This window comes from Streptomyces sp. NPDC002676, from assembly GCF_053592455.1.
The window spans coordinates 795,378-812,047 of the sequence record NZ_JBSFVT010000001.1 but is presented as its reverse complement, the minus strand read 5'-3'; the positions used below and the strand labels follow the sequence as shown (position 1 = coordinate 812,047).

Annotated in this window: 16 protein-coding genes; 7 read left to right on the top strand and 9 right to left on the bottom strand. The window is 69.8% G+C overall.

Annotation, left to right across the window (positions count from 1 at the left end):
* The first annotated feature begins 105 nt into the window (after window positions 1-105).
* Together ACWD3E_RS03775 and ACWD3E_RS03770 are read left to right on the top strand one after the other, a co-directional pair.
* On the top strand, window positions 106-654 hold the full coding sequence (locus ACWD3E_RS03775) for a DUF4383 domain-containing protein (protein WP_451385902.1): 549 nt from the start codon (window positions 106-108) through the stop codon (window positions 652-654).
* A 9-nt stretch (window positions 655-663) separates the two neighbouring features.
* A complete protein-coding gene (locus ACWD3E_RS03770) occupies window positions 664-882 on the top strand; it encodes an FmdB family zinc ribbon protein (protein WP_451385901.1) in 219 nt (72 codons plus the stop codon).
* Window positions 883-929: 47 nt separating this feature from the next.
* Here the strand turns inward: ACWD3E_RS03770 and ACWD3E_RS03765 are convergent, their stop codons facing one another.
* The 3 genes from ACWD3E_RS03765 to ACWD3E_RS03755 are packed head-to-tail and all read right to left on the bottom strand — an operon-like array spanning window position 930 to window position 5,387.
* Window positions 930-1,745 carry an HAD family hydrolase gene (locus tag ACWD3E_RS03765; protein ID WP_451385900.1) on the bottom strand — a complete coding sequence of 272 codons (816 nt, stop codon included), beginning with the start codon at window positions 1,743-1,745 and terminating at the stop codon, window positions 930-932.
* A complete protein-coding gene (locus tag ACWD3E_RS03760; protein ID WP_451385899.1) occupies window positions 1,745-4,189 on the bottom strand; it encodes a phosphoribosyltransferase in 2,445 nt (814 codons plus the stop codon). The genes ACWD3E_RS03765 and ACWD3E_RS03760 overlap by 1 nt, the downstream gene beginning before the upstream one ends.
* A gap of 13 nt (window positions 4,190-4,202) precedes the next feature.
* Window positions 4,203-5,387, bottom strand: a complete 1,185-nt coding sequence (locus ACWD3E_RS03755) for an HpcH/HpaI aldolase/citrate lyase family protein (RefSeq protein WP_451385898.1) — start codon at window positions 5,385-5,387, stop codon at window positions 4,203-4,205.
* Between the two features lie 177 nt (window positions 5,388-5,564).
* Between ACWD3E_RS03755 and ACWD3E_RS03750 the strand changes: the two genes are divergently transcribed.
* Complete coding sequence (locus ACWD3E_RS03750) at window positions 5,565-6,371, top strand: TerD family protein (RefSeq protein WP_451385897.1); 807 nt, start codon at window positions 5,565-5,567, stop codon at window positions 6,369-6,371.
* Here the strand turns inward: ACWD3E_RS03750 and ACWD3E_RS03745 are convergent, their stop codons facing one another.
* The 6 genes from ACWD3E_RS03745 to ACWD3E_RS03720 all read right to left on the bottom strand — a co-directional run bounded on the left by ACWD3E_RS03745 (window position 6,372) and on the right by ACWD3E_RS03720 (window position 10,848).
* Complete coding sequence (locus ACWD3E_RS03745; RefSeq protein ID WP_451385896.1) at window positions 6,372-7,106, bottom strand: TerD family protein; 735 nt, start codon at window positions 7,104-7,106, stop codon at window positions 6,372-6,374.
* 102 nt (window positions 7,107-7,208) lie between these two features.
* A complete protein-coding gene (locus ACWD3E_RS03740; RefSeq protein WP_451385895.1) occupies window positions 7,209-8,348 on the bottom strand; it encodes a DUF475 domain-containing protein in 1,140 nt (379 codons plus the stop codon).
* A 49-nt stretch (window positions 8,349-8,397) separates the two neighbouring features.
* Complete coding sequence (locus ACWD3E_RS03735) at window positions 8,398-8,976, bottom strand: TerD family protein (RefSeq protein ID WP_451351286.1); 579 nt, start codon at window positions 8,974-8,976, stop codon at window positions 8,398-8,400.
* Between the two features lie 114 nt (window positions 8,977-9,090).
* Window positions 9,091-9,666 (bottom strand): calcium homeostasis/redox stress adaptation protein, encoded by a 576-nt coding sequence (locus ACWD3E_RS03730; RefSeq protein ID WP_451351287.1) that lies wholly within the window; start codon window positions 9,664-9,666, stop codon window positions 9,091-9,093.
* A gap of 141 nt (window positions 9,667-9,807) precedes the next feature.
* Window positions 9,808-10,266: a peroxiredoxin gene (locus ACWD3E_RS03725; protein ID WP_451385894.1), complete on the bottom strand. Its 459-nt coding sequence runs from the start codon at window positions 10,264-10,266 to the stop codon at window positions 9,808-9,810.
* A 144-nt stretch (window positions 10,267-10,410) separates the two neighbouring features.
* Entirely contained in the window at window positions 10,411-10,848 is a 438-nt protein-coding gene (locus ACWD3E_RS03720; RefSeq protein WP_451385893.1) for a DUF3052 domain-containing protein, read from the bottom strand.
* Window positions 10,849-11,279: 431 nt separating this feature from the next.
* Between ACWD3E_RS03720 and aceE the strand changes: the two genes are divergently transcribed.
* From aceE to ACWD3E_RS03700, 4 genes are all read left to right on the top strand, one after another.
* Entirely contained in the window at window positions 11,280-14,027 is a 2,748-nt protein-coding gene (gene aceE / locus ACWD3E_RS03715; RefSeq protein ID WP_451385892.1) for a pyruvate dehydrogenase (acetyl-transferring), homodimeric type, read from the top strand.
* A gap of 213 nt (window positions 14,028-14,240) precedes the next feature.
* Window positions 14,241-14,420, top strand: coding sequence for a hypothetical protein (locus tag ACWD3E_RS03710; RefSeq protein WP_451385891.1), 180 nt, complete (start codon window positions 14,241-14,243; stop codon window positions 14,418-14,420).
* A 116-nt stretch (window positions 14,421-14,536) separates the two neighbouring features.
* Complete coding sequence (locus ACWD3E_RS03705; protein WP_451385890.1) at window positions 14,537-15,754, top strand: alpha/beta hydrolase; 1,218 nt, start codon at window positions 14,537-14,539, stop codon at window positions 15,752-15,754.
* A gap of 66 nt (window positions 15,755-15,820) precedes the next feature.
* Window positions 15,821-16,666: a DUF4429 domain-containing protein gene (locus ACWD3E_RS03700; protein WP_451385889.1), complete on the top strand. Its 846-nt coding sequence runs from the start codon at window positions 15,821-15,823 to the stop codon at window positions 16,664-16,666.
* Window positions 16,667-16,670 lie beyond the last annotated feature (4 nt).

Here is a 16,670-nt window from a genome sequence, read left to right as displayed (position 1 = left end):
GGGGCGCCCACGGGGGCTCGGGGGCTCGCGTGTTGCCGGATGGTGCGGGGCGGGCGGATATTGGGAGGGATGCATGGCCTCCGGCAGCGCCCGAGGGAGGCGGACATGGCCACACACGCAGTGCACCCGAAGCACACGAGGCAGCGGTCCCGGATCCGGTTCGACCAGCACCTGCCTGTCGATCACCGGCTGAGCACGATCTACCGGATCGGCGCGGGGCTGATCGGAGCGTTCCTCGTCGTCTTCGGCATCCTCGGTGTGATCGACCACATCGGGTTCTTCAACACCGGCGGCCACACTGTGGCGGGCCTGAACAGCAACGGCGCGCTCAGCGTGCTGTCGATCTGCGTCGGCGCGGTGCTCCTCCTGGGCATGGTGATCGGCGGGAACGTCGCCTCCACGCTGAACATGGTCTTCGGGGTGCTGTTCATGCTGAACGGCTTCCTGTTCCTGGGCCTGCTGGACACGTCCCAGAACTTCCTCGCGTTCAAGATCCAGAACGTGCTGTTCAGCTTCGTCGTCGGCATCCTGCTGATGGCCTTCGGCATGTACGGCCGGGTCAGCTCGACCCTGCCGCACGACAACCCGTACTGGCGGGCCCGGCACCCCGAAGCGAGCGGACAGGAGCAGACGCGGTCCGACCGCCCCGGCTAACCTGTGCTCATGCCTCGCTACGAGTACCGCTGCCGGACCTGCGGCGACACGTTCGAACTGAGCCGTCCCATGGCGGAGTCCGCCGCCCCTGCGGCCTGCCCTGCGGGGCATGACGACACGGTGAAGCTGCTGTCGGCGGTGGCTGTGGGCGGTACGGCAGCGGCGCCCGCCTCGGCGCCCCGGGCGGGCGGAGGAGGCGGCTGCTGCGGCGGGGGCTGCTGCGGGTAGCTCGCGCCCACGCGGCGGAGCCGCATATCGATACAGCCCCGCGCCCCTCAGGGCGTTGCGCTGCGCGTCGCTTTCAAGAACTCCCGGAGGATCCGCTCCCCCGCCAGGACCCCCCGCTCCTGCAGCGCAGCGATCTCCGGTGCCGTCCAGCCCTGGTCCGCCAGTTCGCCGTGGCCCGGGCGCCAGCCCCGGTCGGCGGCCAGGAGGAGGTCGGCGTCGAGGAGTGAGTCGCCGGCGGCCAGGGTCAGCTGCGCGCCGGTGCGGCGGGCCAGCTCGCGTACCGCCGCGCTCTTGGTGAGCGGCTGCGGGACGGCGTAGATCTTCCGGCCCTGGAGCGAGACCGTCCAGCCCCGGTGCTCCGCCCACACGGACAGTTCCTTGACCCATTCCTCGGGCAGCAGCTCGCGCTCCACAACGAGGTAGGCGAACAGGTCCTCGGCGACCCGGTGCTTGCGCACCCATGCGGGGTCGGCGGACGTCATCAGGTGCTCTCGCACCTCCGCCAGCGGCGCGCACTCCTCGGCGAGGCGGGCCTGCACCGCGGCGTGCCAGTCCGCGTCCGTCACCCCGTCGACCAGCAGGTGGCCGCCGTTGGCGCAGATCGCGTACTTCGGGGGCGGGCCGGGCAGGTTGATGCGCTGGTACTGCTTGCGGGTGCGGGTCGTGGTCGGCACGAAGACGGACGTGTCGCCGAGGTCGGTCAGCAGCTGGGCCGCGGTCTCGGTCATGTAGGAGAGCGGCTTGCTCTCGTGCACCTCGACGCAGAGCAGCCGGGGGGCGCGCGCGTCGGGCATGGTCAGCGCCAGGGCCGCCGAGGAGTAGATGAGCGTACGGTCGAGATCGCTCGCCACCAGCACCGCCATCAGACACCCACCGCCTTGCCGTCGGCGCCGGTCGCCCCGCGCGTGTACTTCGGATGGATCAGGCCGACGCAGGTGTACGGCAGTTCGCCGACCTCCTCGACGGGGACGCCCCGCTGTTCGGCGAGCAGGCGTACGTGGTCCAGGTCGGCGCCGGCCCCGGCGCGCGCGAGGATCTTCCAGGGCACCCGGCGCAGCAGCACCCGGGTGGTCTCGCCGACGCCCGGCTTGACGAGGTTGACGTCGTGGATGCCGTACTCCTCGCTGATCCGCTCGACCGCCTGCCAGCCGGCCCAGGTCGGGGTGCGGTCCTCGGCCATCAGTTCCTTGGCGGCCGTGGCGACGGTGTCGGCGACCTCCGGGAAGCGTGCGCAGACGGCGTCGAGGAAGGCCACGGAGGCGTCGGCGCCAGCGAGTTCGCGGTAGAACTTGGCGCCGTGGAAGTCGTCCGGGCCGACCAGGTCGGCGCGCAGGACCGTACGCGAGATCAGGCCGGACACCGTGGAGTTGAGGCAGGCGGAGGGGATGAGGAAGTCCTCGCGGGTGCCGTAGGTGCGGACGCAGGAGCCGGGGTCGGCGAGGACGGCGATCTCCGGGTCGAAGCCGGTGATGCCCTCCTTCGCCTCGAACTCCTCGACGGCCTGGGCGAGTTCGCGGGTGATGGCGCCCTTGCCGGTCCAGCCGTCGACGAAGACGACGTCCCGGGGGTCGTGGTGCGCGGCGAGCCAGCGCAGCGCGTTGGCGTCGATGCCCCGGCCGCGGACGATCGAGACGGCGTAGTGCGGCAGGTCCAGCCCGTGGCGGTATTGGGCCCAGCGGCGCATGAGGATGCCGACCGGGGTGCCCGCGCGGGCCAGGGAGACCAGCACCGGGCGGGGGGAGCGCTCGGCGATGACGGTCTCGGTCACGACGCCGACCGCCTGGGCGAGCCGCGCGGCCGAGGCGTCCAGGGCGGTGTGGAACAGCTCCTGGTACTGCCGGCTGGGCTGGTACTCCACCGGCAGCGACTCGGCGTAGTGCGCGCCGCCGCTCTGGATGGCCTCCTCGCGCTCCTCGGTCGGCGCCTCCAGTGTGACGTCCGAGAGGTCCTGGAGCAGCCAGCCGACCTCGTCGGGTGCGTACGAGGAGAAGGCGGGACCGCGGAGGGGCTCGGACAGCATGACCGGCCTTTCGGAGGACGAGCGTGCGGGGACGTAGGACGGGACGACCGCGAGCAGGACGTGCGGGGTGTGTGCGGCAAGCCGGGCCAGCAGGCCGTCGGGGGCGTGCAGTTCGGGGGTGTCGGCGGCCGAGTCGAGCACGGCGACGACGGCGTCGAAGCCGGCGCCCGCGACGTTGTAGGCGTAGCGCTCGCCGGGGCCGTCGGCGGGGTCGTCGTGGGCGGGGAAGGCCAGGCGGGTGCGGATCGCGTAGCCGGGGTCGTCCACCGCGAGGACGGGCGAGCGGGTGGTGGTGGAGAAGCGCACCTCGGCCGGTACGACCTGCTCCAGCTCGCGGGCGAGCCGCAGCGGCGCGTACATCAGCTCTTCGAAGCCGAGGACGAGGACGCGGCCTGCGTCGGCCGGGAGCGCGTCGGCGATCCGGGCGGCCATGGCGGGCAGCGCGGCCTCCAGGCGGGCCCGGTGGACGGGCGTGAAGCCGTGCCGGCCGCCGTCGGGCAGCCGGTGGGGCCAGCGCAGGTCGACGCGGGTGATCCGGCCGTACGACGGCTCGGGCGCCTGCTGGGTGGCCTCGTGCTGGGCGACCAGCTCCTGCCCCTTCTCCAGGACGCCCTCGGGCAGCCGTACGGTCCCGGACGCGGCGGCGATCAGATCGACGCGGGCGCCGATCTCGGCGGCGAACCGCTCCATGCGGGCGCAGTCCTGCGGCGAGCGCATGTCGACCAGGGCGACCACGACGTACCGCCTGCGCGGATAGCGCTCGTGCAGGTCGCGGATGGTGTTCAGGACCGTGTTGCCGGTGGAGAACTCGTCGTCGACCAGGACCAGGGGCCCGTCGCCGGCCAGCAGAGCGGGGTCTTCCGGCAGCAGCAGATGAGACGTGGCGTGGGAGTGCGACTCCTCGAAGCCGCCCGCCCTGGCCACCCCGGCCACCGGCCGGCGCGTGGAGTGCAGATACGGCACCGCGCCGAGTCCGTCGGCGACGGCGTGGCCGAGCCCGGTCGCGGTCTCCGCGTAGCCGAGGACCACAGCGGTGGCCGCCTCGGCCTCCCCGAGCAGCGCGGCGGCCTGGTGGCCGAGGGCGACTCCGTGGCCGTACACCACGGCCGGGGACTGCGGTACGTGCTTGCCGAGCACGTGGGAGACCAGCAGATGCGCCCGCTTGGGGTTGCGGCGCAGCGCCAGCCCCAGCAGGCCGGTCAGCTCCTGGTCGCCGACGAGCTCGACGCCGAGCCGCCGGGCGACCCAGCTGCCGGACCAGACCTGGTTGTTCACTGCCTTGTTCATCCGTCCCATGGGTTCAGCCGGGTATGCCGGCGGCGAGCAGTTCCACGAAGCCGACGTCCTCGTTGGCCACGCCGAACACCTCGGCGCGCAGCAGGGTGCGCTCGGCCCAGGCGCGGTGGGGCTTCACTTCGTTCATCTTGTTCGTGTAGGCGGACCGCAGAACGCCCCCGCCGTCGCGTTCCGGCCGCAGGATGTCCTGGGCGTCGCTGTACTCCTCGTGGCTGACGACGGACAGCGCGTGCACGGGCAGGACGTGGGAGGGGTGGATGCAGGTCTTGCCGAGCAGGCCGTTGGCGTGGTCCAGGGAGATCTCGCGCAGCAGTCCGTCCATGGCGTGCTCGATGAGCTTCTCGCGCAGTTCGACGGCCTGCATCTGGAGGAAGGGGCTCTGCCTGAGCTGCGGCTTGAACATGCGCTCGGAGGCGCGGAAGTACTCCCACACGGGCCCGGTCACGGTGAATCCGGTGCCGTCGGCCCGGCCGAGCATGTTGACGACGTCGGCGATCACGGAGGCGACGATCTGGACGTCGTACGCGGTCATGTCGGGGGCGCGGCGCAGCCCGTAGGAGGAGCAGAAGTCGGTGACGCCCAGGCGCAGGGCGAGGACCCGGTCGCGGTACTTGTCGACCGCGCGGGATATGCCCTCCAGGGTGTCCACGCGGGACTCGCGGTAGAGCAGCTCGGGCGACTCCAGGACCGGCATGGCGAAGAGGCGGTGTCCGCTCTCGGCCTCGGCGTCGGCGAGGGCCTCCAGGAAGGGGATGCCGCGTTCCTCGGTGAACTTGGGCAGCACGAAGCCGGAGAGCAGCCGGGCGGCCGGGCCGAGCCGCCGCACGAGGTCGGGGATCTGCTCGGGGGTGCGGACGCGGATGAAGAGCAGGGGCGGCTCGGCCCCGGCGCAGGAGTCGTGATCGGCGCGGGCTGCGAGGTGGGCGAACTGCCGGACGAGGTTGTCCTCGCCGTCGGCGACGTCCGCGTCGTCTATGGAGTCCTCCAGGCACAGCACCATCGAGACCACGCCGTTGCCGGCCTGCTTGACGATGTCGTCGGCAAGTCTGGGCCGGGTGGCGGGGCTGTAGAGCGTGGCGCCCAGGGCCGTGGCGAGCACCCTGGCCGGGGAGTCGGCAAAGAACGCGCACGGCTCCCGGTGGAAGAGGCGCTGTCGCACCTCGGGGGCGATGTGCCCGAAATGACGCATAGGACTCCCTCGGTGGCGCGGGCCGAACCTCTGGATTGGGTAAAGGGTGGCCGGTAATAGTACGTAGAGATCCATGTCGGGAGTTCCCGTCGGGCATGAATTTCCGGTAACTCGCCTGTGTAGGCCGGAAACACCCCCGCATTGTCGTGACCAGGACCGAGAAGGCAGGATGACCGCATGACGCACGCGATGCTGAAGGGGTCGAACGTCCCGCTCGAGGCCACCACGGTGCGCGCCGTGCTGCGCTGGACCTCCGGGCCGGGGGTTCCGGACGTGGACGCCTCGGCGCTGCTGCTCGGTTCCGACGGCCGTGTGCGTTCCGACGAGGACTTCGTCTTCTACAACCAGCCCCGGCACCCCTCCGGGAAGGTCTGGCGGCTGGGCAAGAAGCGGCTGGCCGAGGAACTGACGGACACGATCCAGACAGATCTGACCGGTGTCGAGCCCGGCATCAGCAGGATTCTGCTGGTCGCGTCTGCGGACGAGGTCTCCTTCGACCGGGTGCCCGGGCTGGGGATCGTGCTGTACGACGCGGCGGTCGCCGACGGGGAGCCGCTGGCCCGGTTCGACATCACGCCGGAGACCGGCGCGGAGACGGCGCTCGTCTGCGGTGAGCTGTACCGGCGCGGGGAGGGCTGGAAGTTCCGTGCGCTGGGCGAGGGGTATTCGAACGGCCTGAAGGGCCTGGCCACGGACTACGGCATCTCGGTGGACGAGTCGGTGCCGGAGGAGGAGCCGTCCCAGCCCCGCCCGGAGCCGGTCACCTCCCAGCCGCTCCCCCCGGAACAGCCGACGGCAGCACTCCCGCACCAGCCGGCCTACGGCTACCCACAGCCGGCGTACGGCTATCCCCAGCCGCCGACGTCCGCACCACCGGCGACGGCGCAGCCGGGGTACGGCTACCCGCAGCCCCAGCCGGTCCTGGCGGCCCCCGACCCGAACTTCCGCCTGCCGCCGCAGGGGCCGCAGTTCATCGGGCGGTAGCTACCGGTCCGCCTTGGTCTTGTAGCCCCGCCCCCACTGCAGCCCCCACCCGTAGAGCCGGTCCAGCTCGCCCTGGAAGCCGTACACGAACTTCACCTCGCGGCGGACGACCAGTTCGCCCTTCACGTTCTCGATCATCACCACCGCGCAGGAGCGGGCCTGCGGGTGCCGTTCGTCGAGGCCTATCTCGATACGGGGGCCGTTGCTCGGGTAGAGCGTGACGATCGCGTGCGTGCGGTCGAAGGCCGGTGTCTGGTCGTAGATGTAGACGAACACCAGCAGGCGCTTGATGGCGTCCCGGTGGTCGAGGTTGACGTACATCGTCTCGCCGGACCCCGAGCCGAACCGGTCGTCGCCGCTGAGTTTGATGTACGGCGGTGCGTTGACGTCGCCGAGGTAGCCGCCGAGCGGCTGGACGACCCCCTTGGTGCCGTCGGCCAGCTCGTACAGGCAGCCCAGGTCGAGGTCGACGTTGACCATGCTCTGCCCGTGCCCGAGCACCTGCGCCGGCTTGAACGCCCGGAAGGGGTGCCGGAAGAGACTCGTGCGCTGGATGGTGTCGAAGTCGGACGTACGCATCCGCCAGGCCAGGTTGACGCGCAGATGGCCGGTGGCCGCGTCCTGTTTGGTGAGGGACACCTGCTGGTGCCGCCTGGTCAGTTCGATCGCGTTGGTCGCGGCGCTGCCGGAGTCGAACTCGGCGCGTCCGCCCCGCAGCCCGTCGAAGAAACCCATTCCCGCCCCCAGGTACTCGTCATCGCACAGTCGTCGAACGCCGTCGGGGCGGCCGACCCGTGTCAGCCGCCCCGAACAGAGCGTTCCTCATCGCGCGGGGTGTCACACCCCGGAGGAGATCTCGGCCTTCTCGTCGGAGCCGGACTCCTCGGCCCCGAGCGCGCGGTTGCGGCGCACGGAGGACCAGAAGGACCCGGCGATCATGACGACGCCGACGAGGCCGGTGATGACCTCGTTGATCTCGTGCTGAATGGTGACCATGAGGATCAGGGCCAGGGCGCCGATCGCGTAGTGGGCGCCGTGCTCCAGGAAGACGTACTCGTCGAGGGTGCCCTGGCGGACCAGGTAGACCGTGAGCGAGCGGACGTACATCGCGCCGATGCCGAGGCCGAGGGCCATCAGGACGATGTCGTTGGTGATGGCGAAGGCGCCGATCACGCCGTCGAAGGAGAAGGACGCGTCCAGGACCTCCAGGTAGAGGAACATGAAGAACGCGGCCTGGCCGGCCAGCAGCACCGCCGACTTCGGCTTGCCGGTGCGGGCGGCCTCTTCCTCCTCCTCGTGCTCGCGCTCCTCCTCTTCCTCCAGCCGGTCCTCGAAGTAGCCGGAGAGGCCGCCGACGACCATGTAGGTGATCAGGCCGGCGATGCCGGCGATCAGGACCGTCTGCGCCTTGTCGACGTGGATGCCGCCGTGCTGGTGGGCGTGGGTGGCGAAGGTGAAGGAGGTGATCAGCAGGACGATCAGCGAGATGCAGACCGACAGCATGTCGACCTTGCCGAGCTTGGCGAGCGGGCGCTCGATCCAGCGCAGCCACTGGATGTCCCGGTCCTCGAAGATGAAGTCGAGGAAGATCATCAGCAGGAACATGCCACCGAAGGCGGCGATCGCCGGGTGCGCGTCGGTGACCAGCTGCTCGTAGCGGTCCTTGTTGTTGAACGCGAGGTTGACGGCCTCGATCGGGCCCATCTTGGCGGTGATCGCGACGATGACGACGGGGAAGACCAGCCTCATGCCGAAGACCGCGATGAGCACGCCGACCGTGAGGAAGATCTTCTGCCAGAAGGCGTTCATCTTCTTCAGGATTCCGGCGTTGACGACCGCGTTGTCGAACGACAACGAGATCTCCAGGATGGAGAGGATCGCCACGACGCCGAAGGCCTCCCACCCCCCGTAGAGGACGGCTGCGACCAGACCGACCGCGGTGACCGCGAACGACCAGCCGAAGGTTTTCAGAAGCACTGGCTACCCAATCGTGTTAGTACGGGTCTCCCCCGAGCCGTACCCGGCTTTACGAAACGTTGACTCCAAAGTCTAGAGCGATGCCGCGCAGACCCGACGCGTACCCCTGACCGACCGCCCGGAACTTCCATTCGCCCTGGTAGCGGTAGAGCTCGCCGAAGATCATGGCCGTTTCGGTGGAGGCGTCCTCGCTGAGGTCGTAGCGGGCCAGCTCCTGACCGTCGGCCTGGTTGACGACGCGGATGAACGCGTTCGAGACCTGGCCGAAGGTCTGGCCGCGCTCGTCCGCCATGTGGATGGAGACCGGGAAGATGACCTTCTCGCACTGGGTCGGCACCTTGGTGAGGTCCACCAGGATCGACTCGTCGTCGCCCTCGCCCTCACCGGTGAGGTTGTCGCCGGTGTGCTCCACCGAGCCGTCGGGGCTCTTGAGCTGGTTGTAGAACACGAACCACTCGTCGCCCAGCACCCGGTTGCCGGCGTCGCACAGCAGCGCGCTGGCGTCGAGGTCGAAGGGGGCGCCGGTGGTCGAGCGCGCGTCCCAGCCGAGCCCGATCATGACGTTGGTGAGGTTCGGTGCGGCTTTGGAGAGGGAGACGTTGCCTCCCTTGGCGAGCGTGACGCCCATGATGCTGGTCCTCCCCTAGTGGTGCTTCCCTGTTGTCCTGCGCGTCCGGCGCCGCCCCCAAACGGGTGCGGCGCCGGACGTCGGCACAGCTGCCGGGTGTCGTAGCTCGATGTGTCAGACGTTGACGCCGAAGTCCTGCGCGATGCCGCGCAGACCCGAGGCGTAGCCCTGGCCGATGGCGCGGAACTTCCACTCCGCGCCGTGCCGGTACAGCTCACCGAAGACCATGGCGGTCTCGGTGGAGGCGTCCTCGCTGAGGTCGTAGCGGGCGATCTCCGCCTCGTTGGCCTGGTTCACGACGCGGATGAACGCGTTGCGGACCTGGCCGAAGGACTGCTGGCGGTTCTCGGCGTCGTAGATCGACACCGGGAACACGATCTTCTCCACGTCGGCCGGGACGCCGGCGAGGTTGACCTTGATCTGCTCGTCGTCGCCCTCGCCCTCACCGGTGATGTTGTCGCCGGTGTGCTCGACCGAGCCGTCGGGGCTCTTGAGGTTGTTGAAGAAGACGAAGTGCTGGTCGCTCGCGACCTTGCCGGAGTTGTTCAGCAGCAGCGCGCTGGCGTCGAGGTCGAAGTCCGTGCCGGTCGTGGTGCGCACGTCCCACCCCAGACCGACGATGACCGCGGTCAGGCCCGGGGCCTCCTTCGTCAGCGATACGTTGCCGCCCTTGCTGAGGCTGACTCCCACGGGTCCTCCATGTGGTGTTCTGGGGCGGGGAGCCCCGTCGTGCTTCGGATATGGGATCAACGTGCCGATCCTAGTGACGGGTTCCCGCCCCCCGCAGACCCTGGACCCGAAGATTCACAGGTGTCGGGCCTGCGGGCCGGATCAGAGGGTGTCGAGCGCCTTCACGTACTCGTTCAGGTCGCGGGCGTCCGGCAGGCCGTTCATGACGGTCCAGCGCACGACGCCCTCCTTGTCGATGATGAAGGTGCCGCGGACGGCACAGCCCTTGCCCTCGTCGAAGACGCCGTAGGCGCGCGAGACGTTGCCATGCGGCCAGAAGTCGCTCAGCAGCGGGTACTCCAGGCCCTCCTGGTCGGCGAAGACGCGCAGGGTGTGCATGGAGTCGTTGGAGACGGCGAGCACCTGGGTCTCGCGGTCGGAGAACTTCGGCAGGTTGTCGCGCAGTTCGCACAGCTCGCCGGTGCACACACCGGTGAAGGCGAAGGGGTAGAAGAGCAGCACCACGTTCTTGTCGCCGCGGAAGTCCGAGAGCTTCACGCTGCGGCCGTGGTTGTCCTTGAGCTCGAAGTCGGGCGCCTTGTCGCCGACCTGGATCGCCATGGTCGTGCTTCCCTTCGGTGGGCTGTCGGGGTGAGAGCAGAGCACACGCTCGGAACCACCCTACGCAGCGATCACCAGGGCCCGTACGGCAGCCGGGCTGGGCCGTACGGCCCAGCCCGGCGACACATCAATCGTGACCCACGGTCACTTCTTCGACTTGGCCGCCTTCGGCGTCGCCAGACGCGAGCCGCTCCAGTCCTTGCCGACGCTGACGCTCTTGGCCGCCGTCAGGCCCGCCGTCGTCGCGGCTTCCGAGATGTCGCTCGGCTCCACGTAGCCCGAACGGCCGGTCTTCGGCGTGAGGAGGAGGATGGCGCCGCCCTCTTCGATGTACGTGGTGGCATCCACCAGCGCATCCGTGAGGTCGCCGTCGTCGTCACGGAACCACAGCACGACGGCGTCGGCCACGTCGTCGTATTCCTCGTCCATGAGGTCGGCCTCGATGACTTCCTCAATGGCCTCGCGGAGCTCCTGATCGACGTCGTCGTCGTAGCCGATCTCCTGGACCACCTGCCCGGGCTGGAACCCCAGCCTGGCGGCAGGGTTCGTCCGCTCCTCCGCGTGGTCCGCGGTCGCGCTCACGGGTTGCCTCCTGATCATGTCTTGGTGAATATCTCAGCCACGCGCGTGCGCGAAGCATTGGCCGTAGTCCACACGGGCGGAACGGATCGCGCAAGTACCCGGCCCTCGGGACCGCCGAAACGGTGACGATCCCGGCCGTGTCGCCGTAGCTTCTGGCACCGTATCCCGATTCTTCGCCGCCCACATCACACGGGAGTGCCCGCTTTGCGCGGTTCGGAATCATCCGGCGATACACGGCTCGAACAACTTTGCCATGCCCGTCACACCCCGGGGCGTATCGTTGCGTTTTGACCGGTAGAGATGACGTACACCGCCCCTAGGTACACGATGGGGAGCGGTGCAGGCACGTACAGGCACGAGCGCGGCCCGGGCGCAGGTACGAGCGCAGGCAACACGAGCAAAGAACCGGCCCTCGACAGGTAAGGAACAGCGTGGCTTCCGGATCCGATCGCAATCCGATCATCATTGGCGGCCTTCCGAGTCAGGTTCCTGACTTCGATCCCGAAGAAACCCAGGAGTGGCTCGACTCCCTCGACGCCGCCGTGGACGAGCGCGGCCGGGAGCGGGCCCGCTACCTCATGCTGCGCCTGATCGAGCGGGCGCGCGAGAAGCGCGTGGCCGTGCCCGAGATGCGCAGCACGGACTACGTGAACACGATCCCCACCCGGGCGGAGCCGTTCTTCCCGGGCAACGAGGAGATCGAGCGCAAGGTCCTGAACGCGACCCGCTGGAACGCCGCCGTGATGGTCTCGCGCGCGCAGCGCCCCGGTATCGGCGTCGGCGGCCACATCGCCACGTTCGCCTCCTCCGCGTCGCTCTACGACGTCGGCTTCAACCACTTCTTCCGCGGCAAGGACGAGGGCGACGGCGGTGACCAGGTCTTCTTCCAGGGCCACGCCTCCCCCGGCATCTACGCGCGCGCGTACCTGCTCGACCGCCTCACCGAGGACCAGCTGGACGGCTTCCGCCAGGAGAAGTCGAAGTACCCGAACGGCCTGTCCAGCTACCCGCACCCGCGCTCCATGCCGGACTTCTGGGAGTTCCCGACGGTCTCCATGGGCCTCGGCCCGCTCGCCGCGATCTACCAGGCGCGGATGAACCGCTACATGGAGGCGCGCGGCATCGCGGACACCTCCAGGTCGCACGTGTGGGCGTTCCTCGGCGACGGCGAGATGGACGAGCCGGAGTCGCTCGGCCAGCTGTCCATCGCCGCGCGCGAGGGCCTGGACAACCTGACCTTCGTGGTCAACTGCAACCTGCAGCGCCTGGACGGCCCGGTACGCGGCAACGGCAAGATCATCCAGGAGCTGGAGTCGATCTTCCGGGGCGCCGGCTGGAACGTGATCAAGCTGATCTGGGACCGCACCTGGGACCCGCTGCTCGCGCAGGACCGGGACGGCATCCTCGTCAACAAGATGAACAGGACCCCGGACGGCCAGTTCCAGACGTACGCCACCGAGTCGGGTGCGTACATCCGGGAACACTTCTTCGGCGACGACCAGCGGCTGCGCGCGATGGTCGCGAACATGACCGACGACCAGATCCTGCACCTGGGCCGCGGCGGTCACGACCACCGCAAGATCTACGCGGCCTTCAAGGCGGCCCAGGAGCACAAGGGCCAGCCGACGGTCATCCTGGCCAAGACGGTCAAGGGCTGGACGCTGGGCCCGAACTTCGAGGGCCGCAACGCCACGCACCAGATGAAGAAGCTGACGGTCGACGACCTCAAGCGCTTCCGCGACCGGCTGCACCTGCCGATCTCCGACAAGGAGCTGGAGTCCGGCCCGCCGCCGTACTACCACCCGGGCCGGAACTCGGAGGAGATCCAGTACATGCACGACCGGCGCAAGTCGCACGGCGGGTACGTCCCGACGCGCGTCGTGCGCTCCGAGCCGCTCGCGCTGCCGGACGACAAGACGTACGCGACCGTGAAGAAGGGCACCGGTCAGCAGTCCATCGCGACGACCATGGCCTTCGTACGTCTCCTCAAGGACCTCATGCGGGACAAGGAGATCGGCAAGCGGTTCGTGCTGATCGCGCCCGACGAGTACCGCACGTTCGGCATGGACTCCTTCTTCCCGAGCGCGAAGATCTACAACCCGCTGGGACAGCAGTACGAGTCGGTCGACCGGGACCTGCTCCTGGCCTACAAGGAGTCGCCGACCGGCCAGATGCTGCACGACGGCATCTCGGAGGCGGGCTGCACGGCGTCGTTGATCGCGGCGGGCTCGGCGTACGCGACGCACGGCGAGCCGCTCATCCCGGTCTACGTCTTCTACTCGATGTTCGGTTTCCAGCGCACGGGTGACCAGTTCTGGCAGATGGCCGACCAGCTGGCGCGCGGATTCGTCCTGGGTGCGACCGCCGGTCGTACGACCCTGACCGGTGAGGGTCTCCAGCATGCGGACGGCCACTCGCAGCTGCTCGCCTCCACCAACCCGGCGTGCGTGGCCTACGACCCGGCGTACGCCTACGAGATCGCGCACATCGTGCAGGACGGCCTGCGCCGTATGTACGGCGGCGACGCCGAGCACCCGCACGGCGAGGACGTCTTCTACTACCTGACCGTCTACAACGAGCCGATCCAGCACCCGGCCGAGCCGGCGGGCGTGGACGTCGAGGGCATCATCAAGGGCATCCACCGGATCGGCGTGGGCACGTCCGGCTCGATTCCGGCGCAGATCATGGCGTCGGGCGTGGCGGTCCCGTGGGCGCTTCAGGCGCAGCGGATCCTCGGCGAGGAGTGGAACGTCCGGGCGGACGTCTGGTCGGCGACCTCCTGGAACGAGCTGCGCCGCGAGGCCGTGCAGTGCGAGGAGCACAACCTGCTGCACCCGGACGAGGAGCAGCGGGTGCCGTACGTGACGCGGAAACTCGGCGGCTCCGAGGGGCCGTTCGTGGCCGTGTCCGACTGGATGCGGTCGGTTCCGGACCAGATCGCGCGGTGGGTGCCGGGCACGTACCAGTCGCTGGGCGCGGACGGCTTCGGCTTCGCCGACACCCGGGGCGCGGCGCGGCGCTACTTCCACATCGACGCCCAGTCGATCGTGGTCGCGGTCCTGACCGAACTGGCCCGCGAGGGCAAGGTCGACCGCTCCGTGCTGAAGCAGGCCATCGACCGCTACCAGCTCCTGGACGTCACGGCGGCGCATCCGGGAGCGGCGGGCGGCGACGCGTAGCGCCGCGCTGGGCTTGAGCAGTACGACTGCCCGCAACTACGCAGGTACGACAGCCGAGCTGCGCGCGCTGCCCCCCTCCGGCAGCGCGCGCCTCGGTCTGTCCGTCCTCCCATGTCCTGCGGAGGACCTCACCCACTGTGACCTGCGGTGCGGGCCGGGGTCGAGGGATCTTCAGGGGCGTCACCCTGATAGGCGAAATGGGCTGACGCGGACGTGGCCCACGCCCGGCCGGCCGTGGCGGTCTTCGGCGAGGTGATAAGGGTCACCGACCGGCAGTGGAGCGCGGGCGACGACGTCAGCCCGGAAGCGATCCGCGCGCCGACCGAGTCGTACCTCGGCCAGGCGGGTCCTGCGCTCACCGGGAACCGGCGCAGCACCGGAGATCACCCTTGAGATCACTGCGGGTTGGCCGAGTGAGATCACTACGGGACGTTCGAGGCCTTCACGAAACGTGAGACCGATCACTCTGTTACCGCGAGACCCTCCCGTTCTCCTAGTGTGTCCTCCCAGTGACTTCCTTCGACACCTCCCCGCAACTGAACGCCTGGCGCATGACGCTCGCGCTGGCCGTGGTGTTCGTGATGCTCGCGACCACCGGCTGGACCGCCCTGCGTACCCACCGGGAGTCGGCCGCACTGCAGGCCTCGCTCACCGCGTGGAAGCACGGCCACCTCCACGGCCACAAGCTGCCGGACCCGGAGTCCTCCCCGGCGCGGCTCGCCCGCTTCTTCGACTCGCTCACCCCGCACGAGCAGAGCCGCCTCGCCCACCGCTACGCGCTGGCGGTCGGCAACATGAACGGCGCCCCCGTCGACCTGCGCTACCGGGCCAACCACATCGCGCTGGACAAGGCCCGCAGGGTCGAGAAGAAGCGCATGCACGACAACCGGCTCAGCGCGGCCGGCCAGCAGGACGCGGGCCGCCGTATGCACCGCTACGAGGCGCTGCTGACCCCTGACCGGCAGATCCTCGCGTTCGACCCCGAAGGCTCGGGCCGGGTCGCCGAGGTGTTCGGGAACCTCGACAAGGCCGAGCGGATCTCCGTCGTCGTCCCCGGCGTCGACACCGACCTGCTCACCTTCCAGAGGACGAACCGCGAGTACAGCGCCCCGGTCGGCATGGCCAAGGCGCTGTACGCGACCGAGCGCACTGAGCGCCCCACGACCCGTACGGCCGTGATCGCCTGGGCCGACTACACCGCCCCCGCCGGGCTCGGCGTGGACGCGGCCACGGGGCTGCGCGCCGCGGAGGGCTCCCTCCGGCTGAACGCGCTGCTGCGCGCCCTGCCGGGCCACGCCCCGGTCGCGATGGTCTGCCACAGCTACGGCTCGGTGCTCTGCGGGGTCGCCGCGCACGACATGCCGCGCCGCGTGTCCGACATAGCCGTGGCCGCGAGCCCGGGCATGCGGGTCTCCAAGGCCTCCCATCTGGGCACCTCCGCCCGGGTGTGGGCGATGCGGGACGCCAGCGACTGGGTGCGGGACGTGCCGTACCTGGAGCTGGGCGGCCTCGGGCACGGCGCCGACCCGGTGTCCTCCGGCTTCGGGGCGCGGGTGCTGTCCGCCCGGGACGCGAAGGGTCACAGCGGCTATTTCCAGCCGGGCACGGACAGCCTGCGCAACCTCGCCGACGTCGCGGTGGGGGCGTACGACGACGTGACGTGCGCGCGAGAGAACGACGCGTGCCATGCCGGTCTGCCCGGCACCCCGGCGACCGAACGCGCGTAGAAACAGCAGGAAGTGCGGTCTGCGCGGGTGGCGACGGAGAAGCACGTGCCGCATACGATGAGCCGCATGGGTGACGTACTGGCGGGTTTTCATGCCGTCTGGGAGTTCGAGTCCGACTCCGTGCTCATCCGCTACGAACGGGGGATTCGAACACCTAGGCTCTTCCAGGCGCTGGGCGAACGCCGGATCCCGCTGTGCGCGATCGAGGGCGTGACCCTCACACCGGGCAGGCGCGGCAGCGTCGTTCTGCGGATCCAGCCACGGGCCGGCGCCGATCCGCTGATGGAGGCCGCGGCCGGGCAGCTGCGGGAGGGCACCGACCCCTACCGGCTGGTCCTGCCGGCGGAACGGGAGACCCTCGCCGAGTACTACGCCGACGAGCTCTCGGCCCTCCTCGACGAGTCCGGGGCGGCCGACCGCTACCTGGTGGCCGCGCCCAAGGCGCCGCTGCACTTCAAGGCGTACGACGGCAAGGCGTCCTTCGACGGGACGTCCGTGCAGTTCCGCTGGTCGTGGACGGGCGCGTCCTCCGCGAAGTGGAAGGCGGGCGACCAGAGCTTTCCGGTGGCCGACCTCGCCGGGGTGGAGTGGCGCTCGCCGGAGGTCTTCGAGGGGCATCTGCGGCTGCTGACACGCTCCACCGACTCGTCGGAGAACATGCAGCCGGACCAGGATCCGGCTGCCGTCGTCTTCGGGCTCGGCTACGGACCCGTGCACGAGTCGCTGCCGTTCGCCGCGGCGGTGCTGGCGGCGGTCCGGACCCGGCCGACGTCCGCGGTGCCGGTGCCGGCGCGGCGGGACCCGGCCGACATCGCGGAACGGATCCGGCACCTCGGGGAGTTGCACCAGGCCGGGCTGGTCACGGACGAGGAGTTCTCGTCGAAGAAGGCGGAGCTGCTGGCCGAGCTGTAGCGAG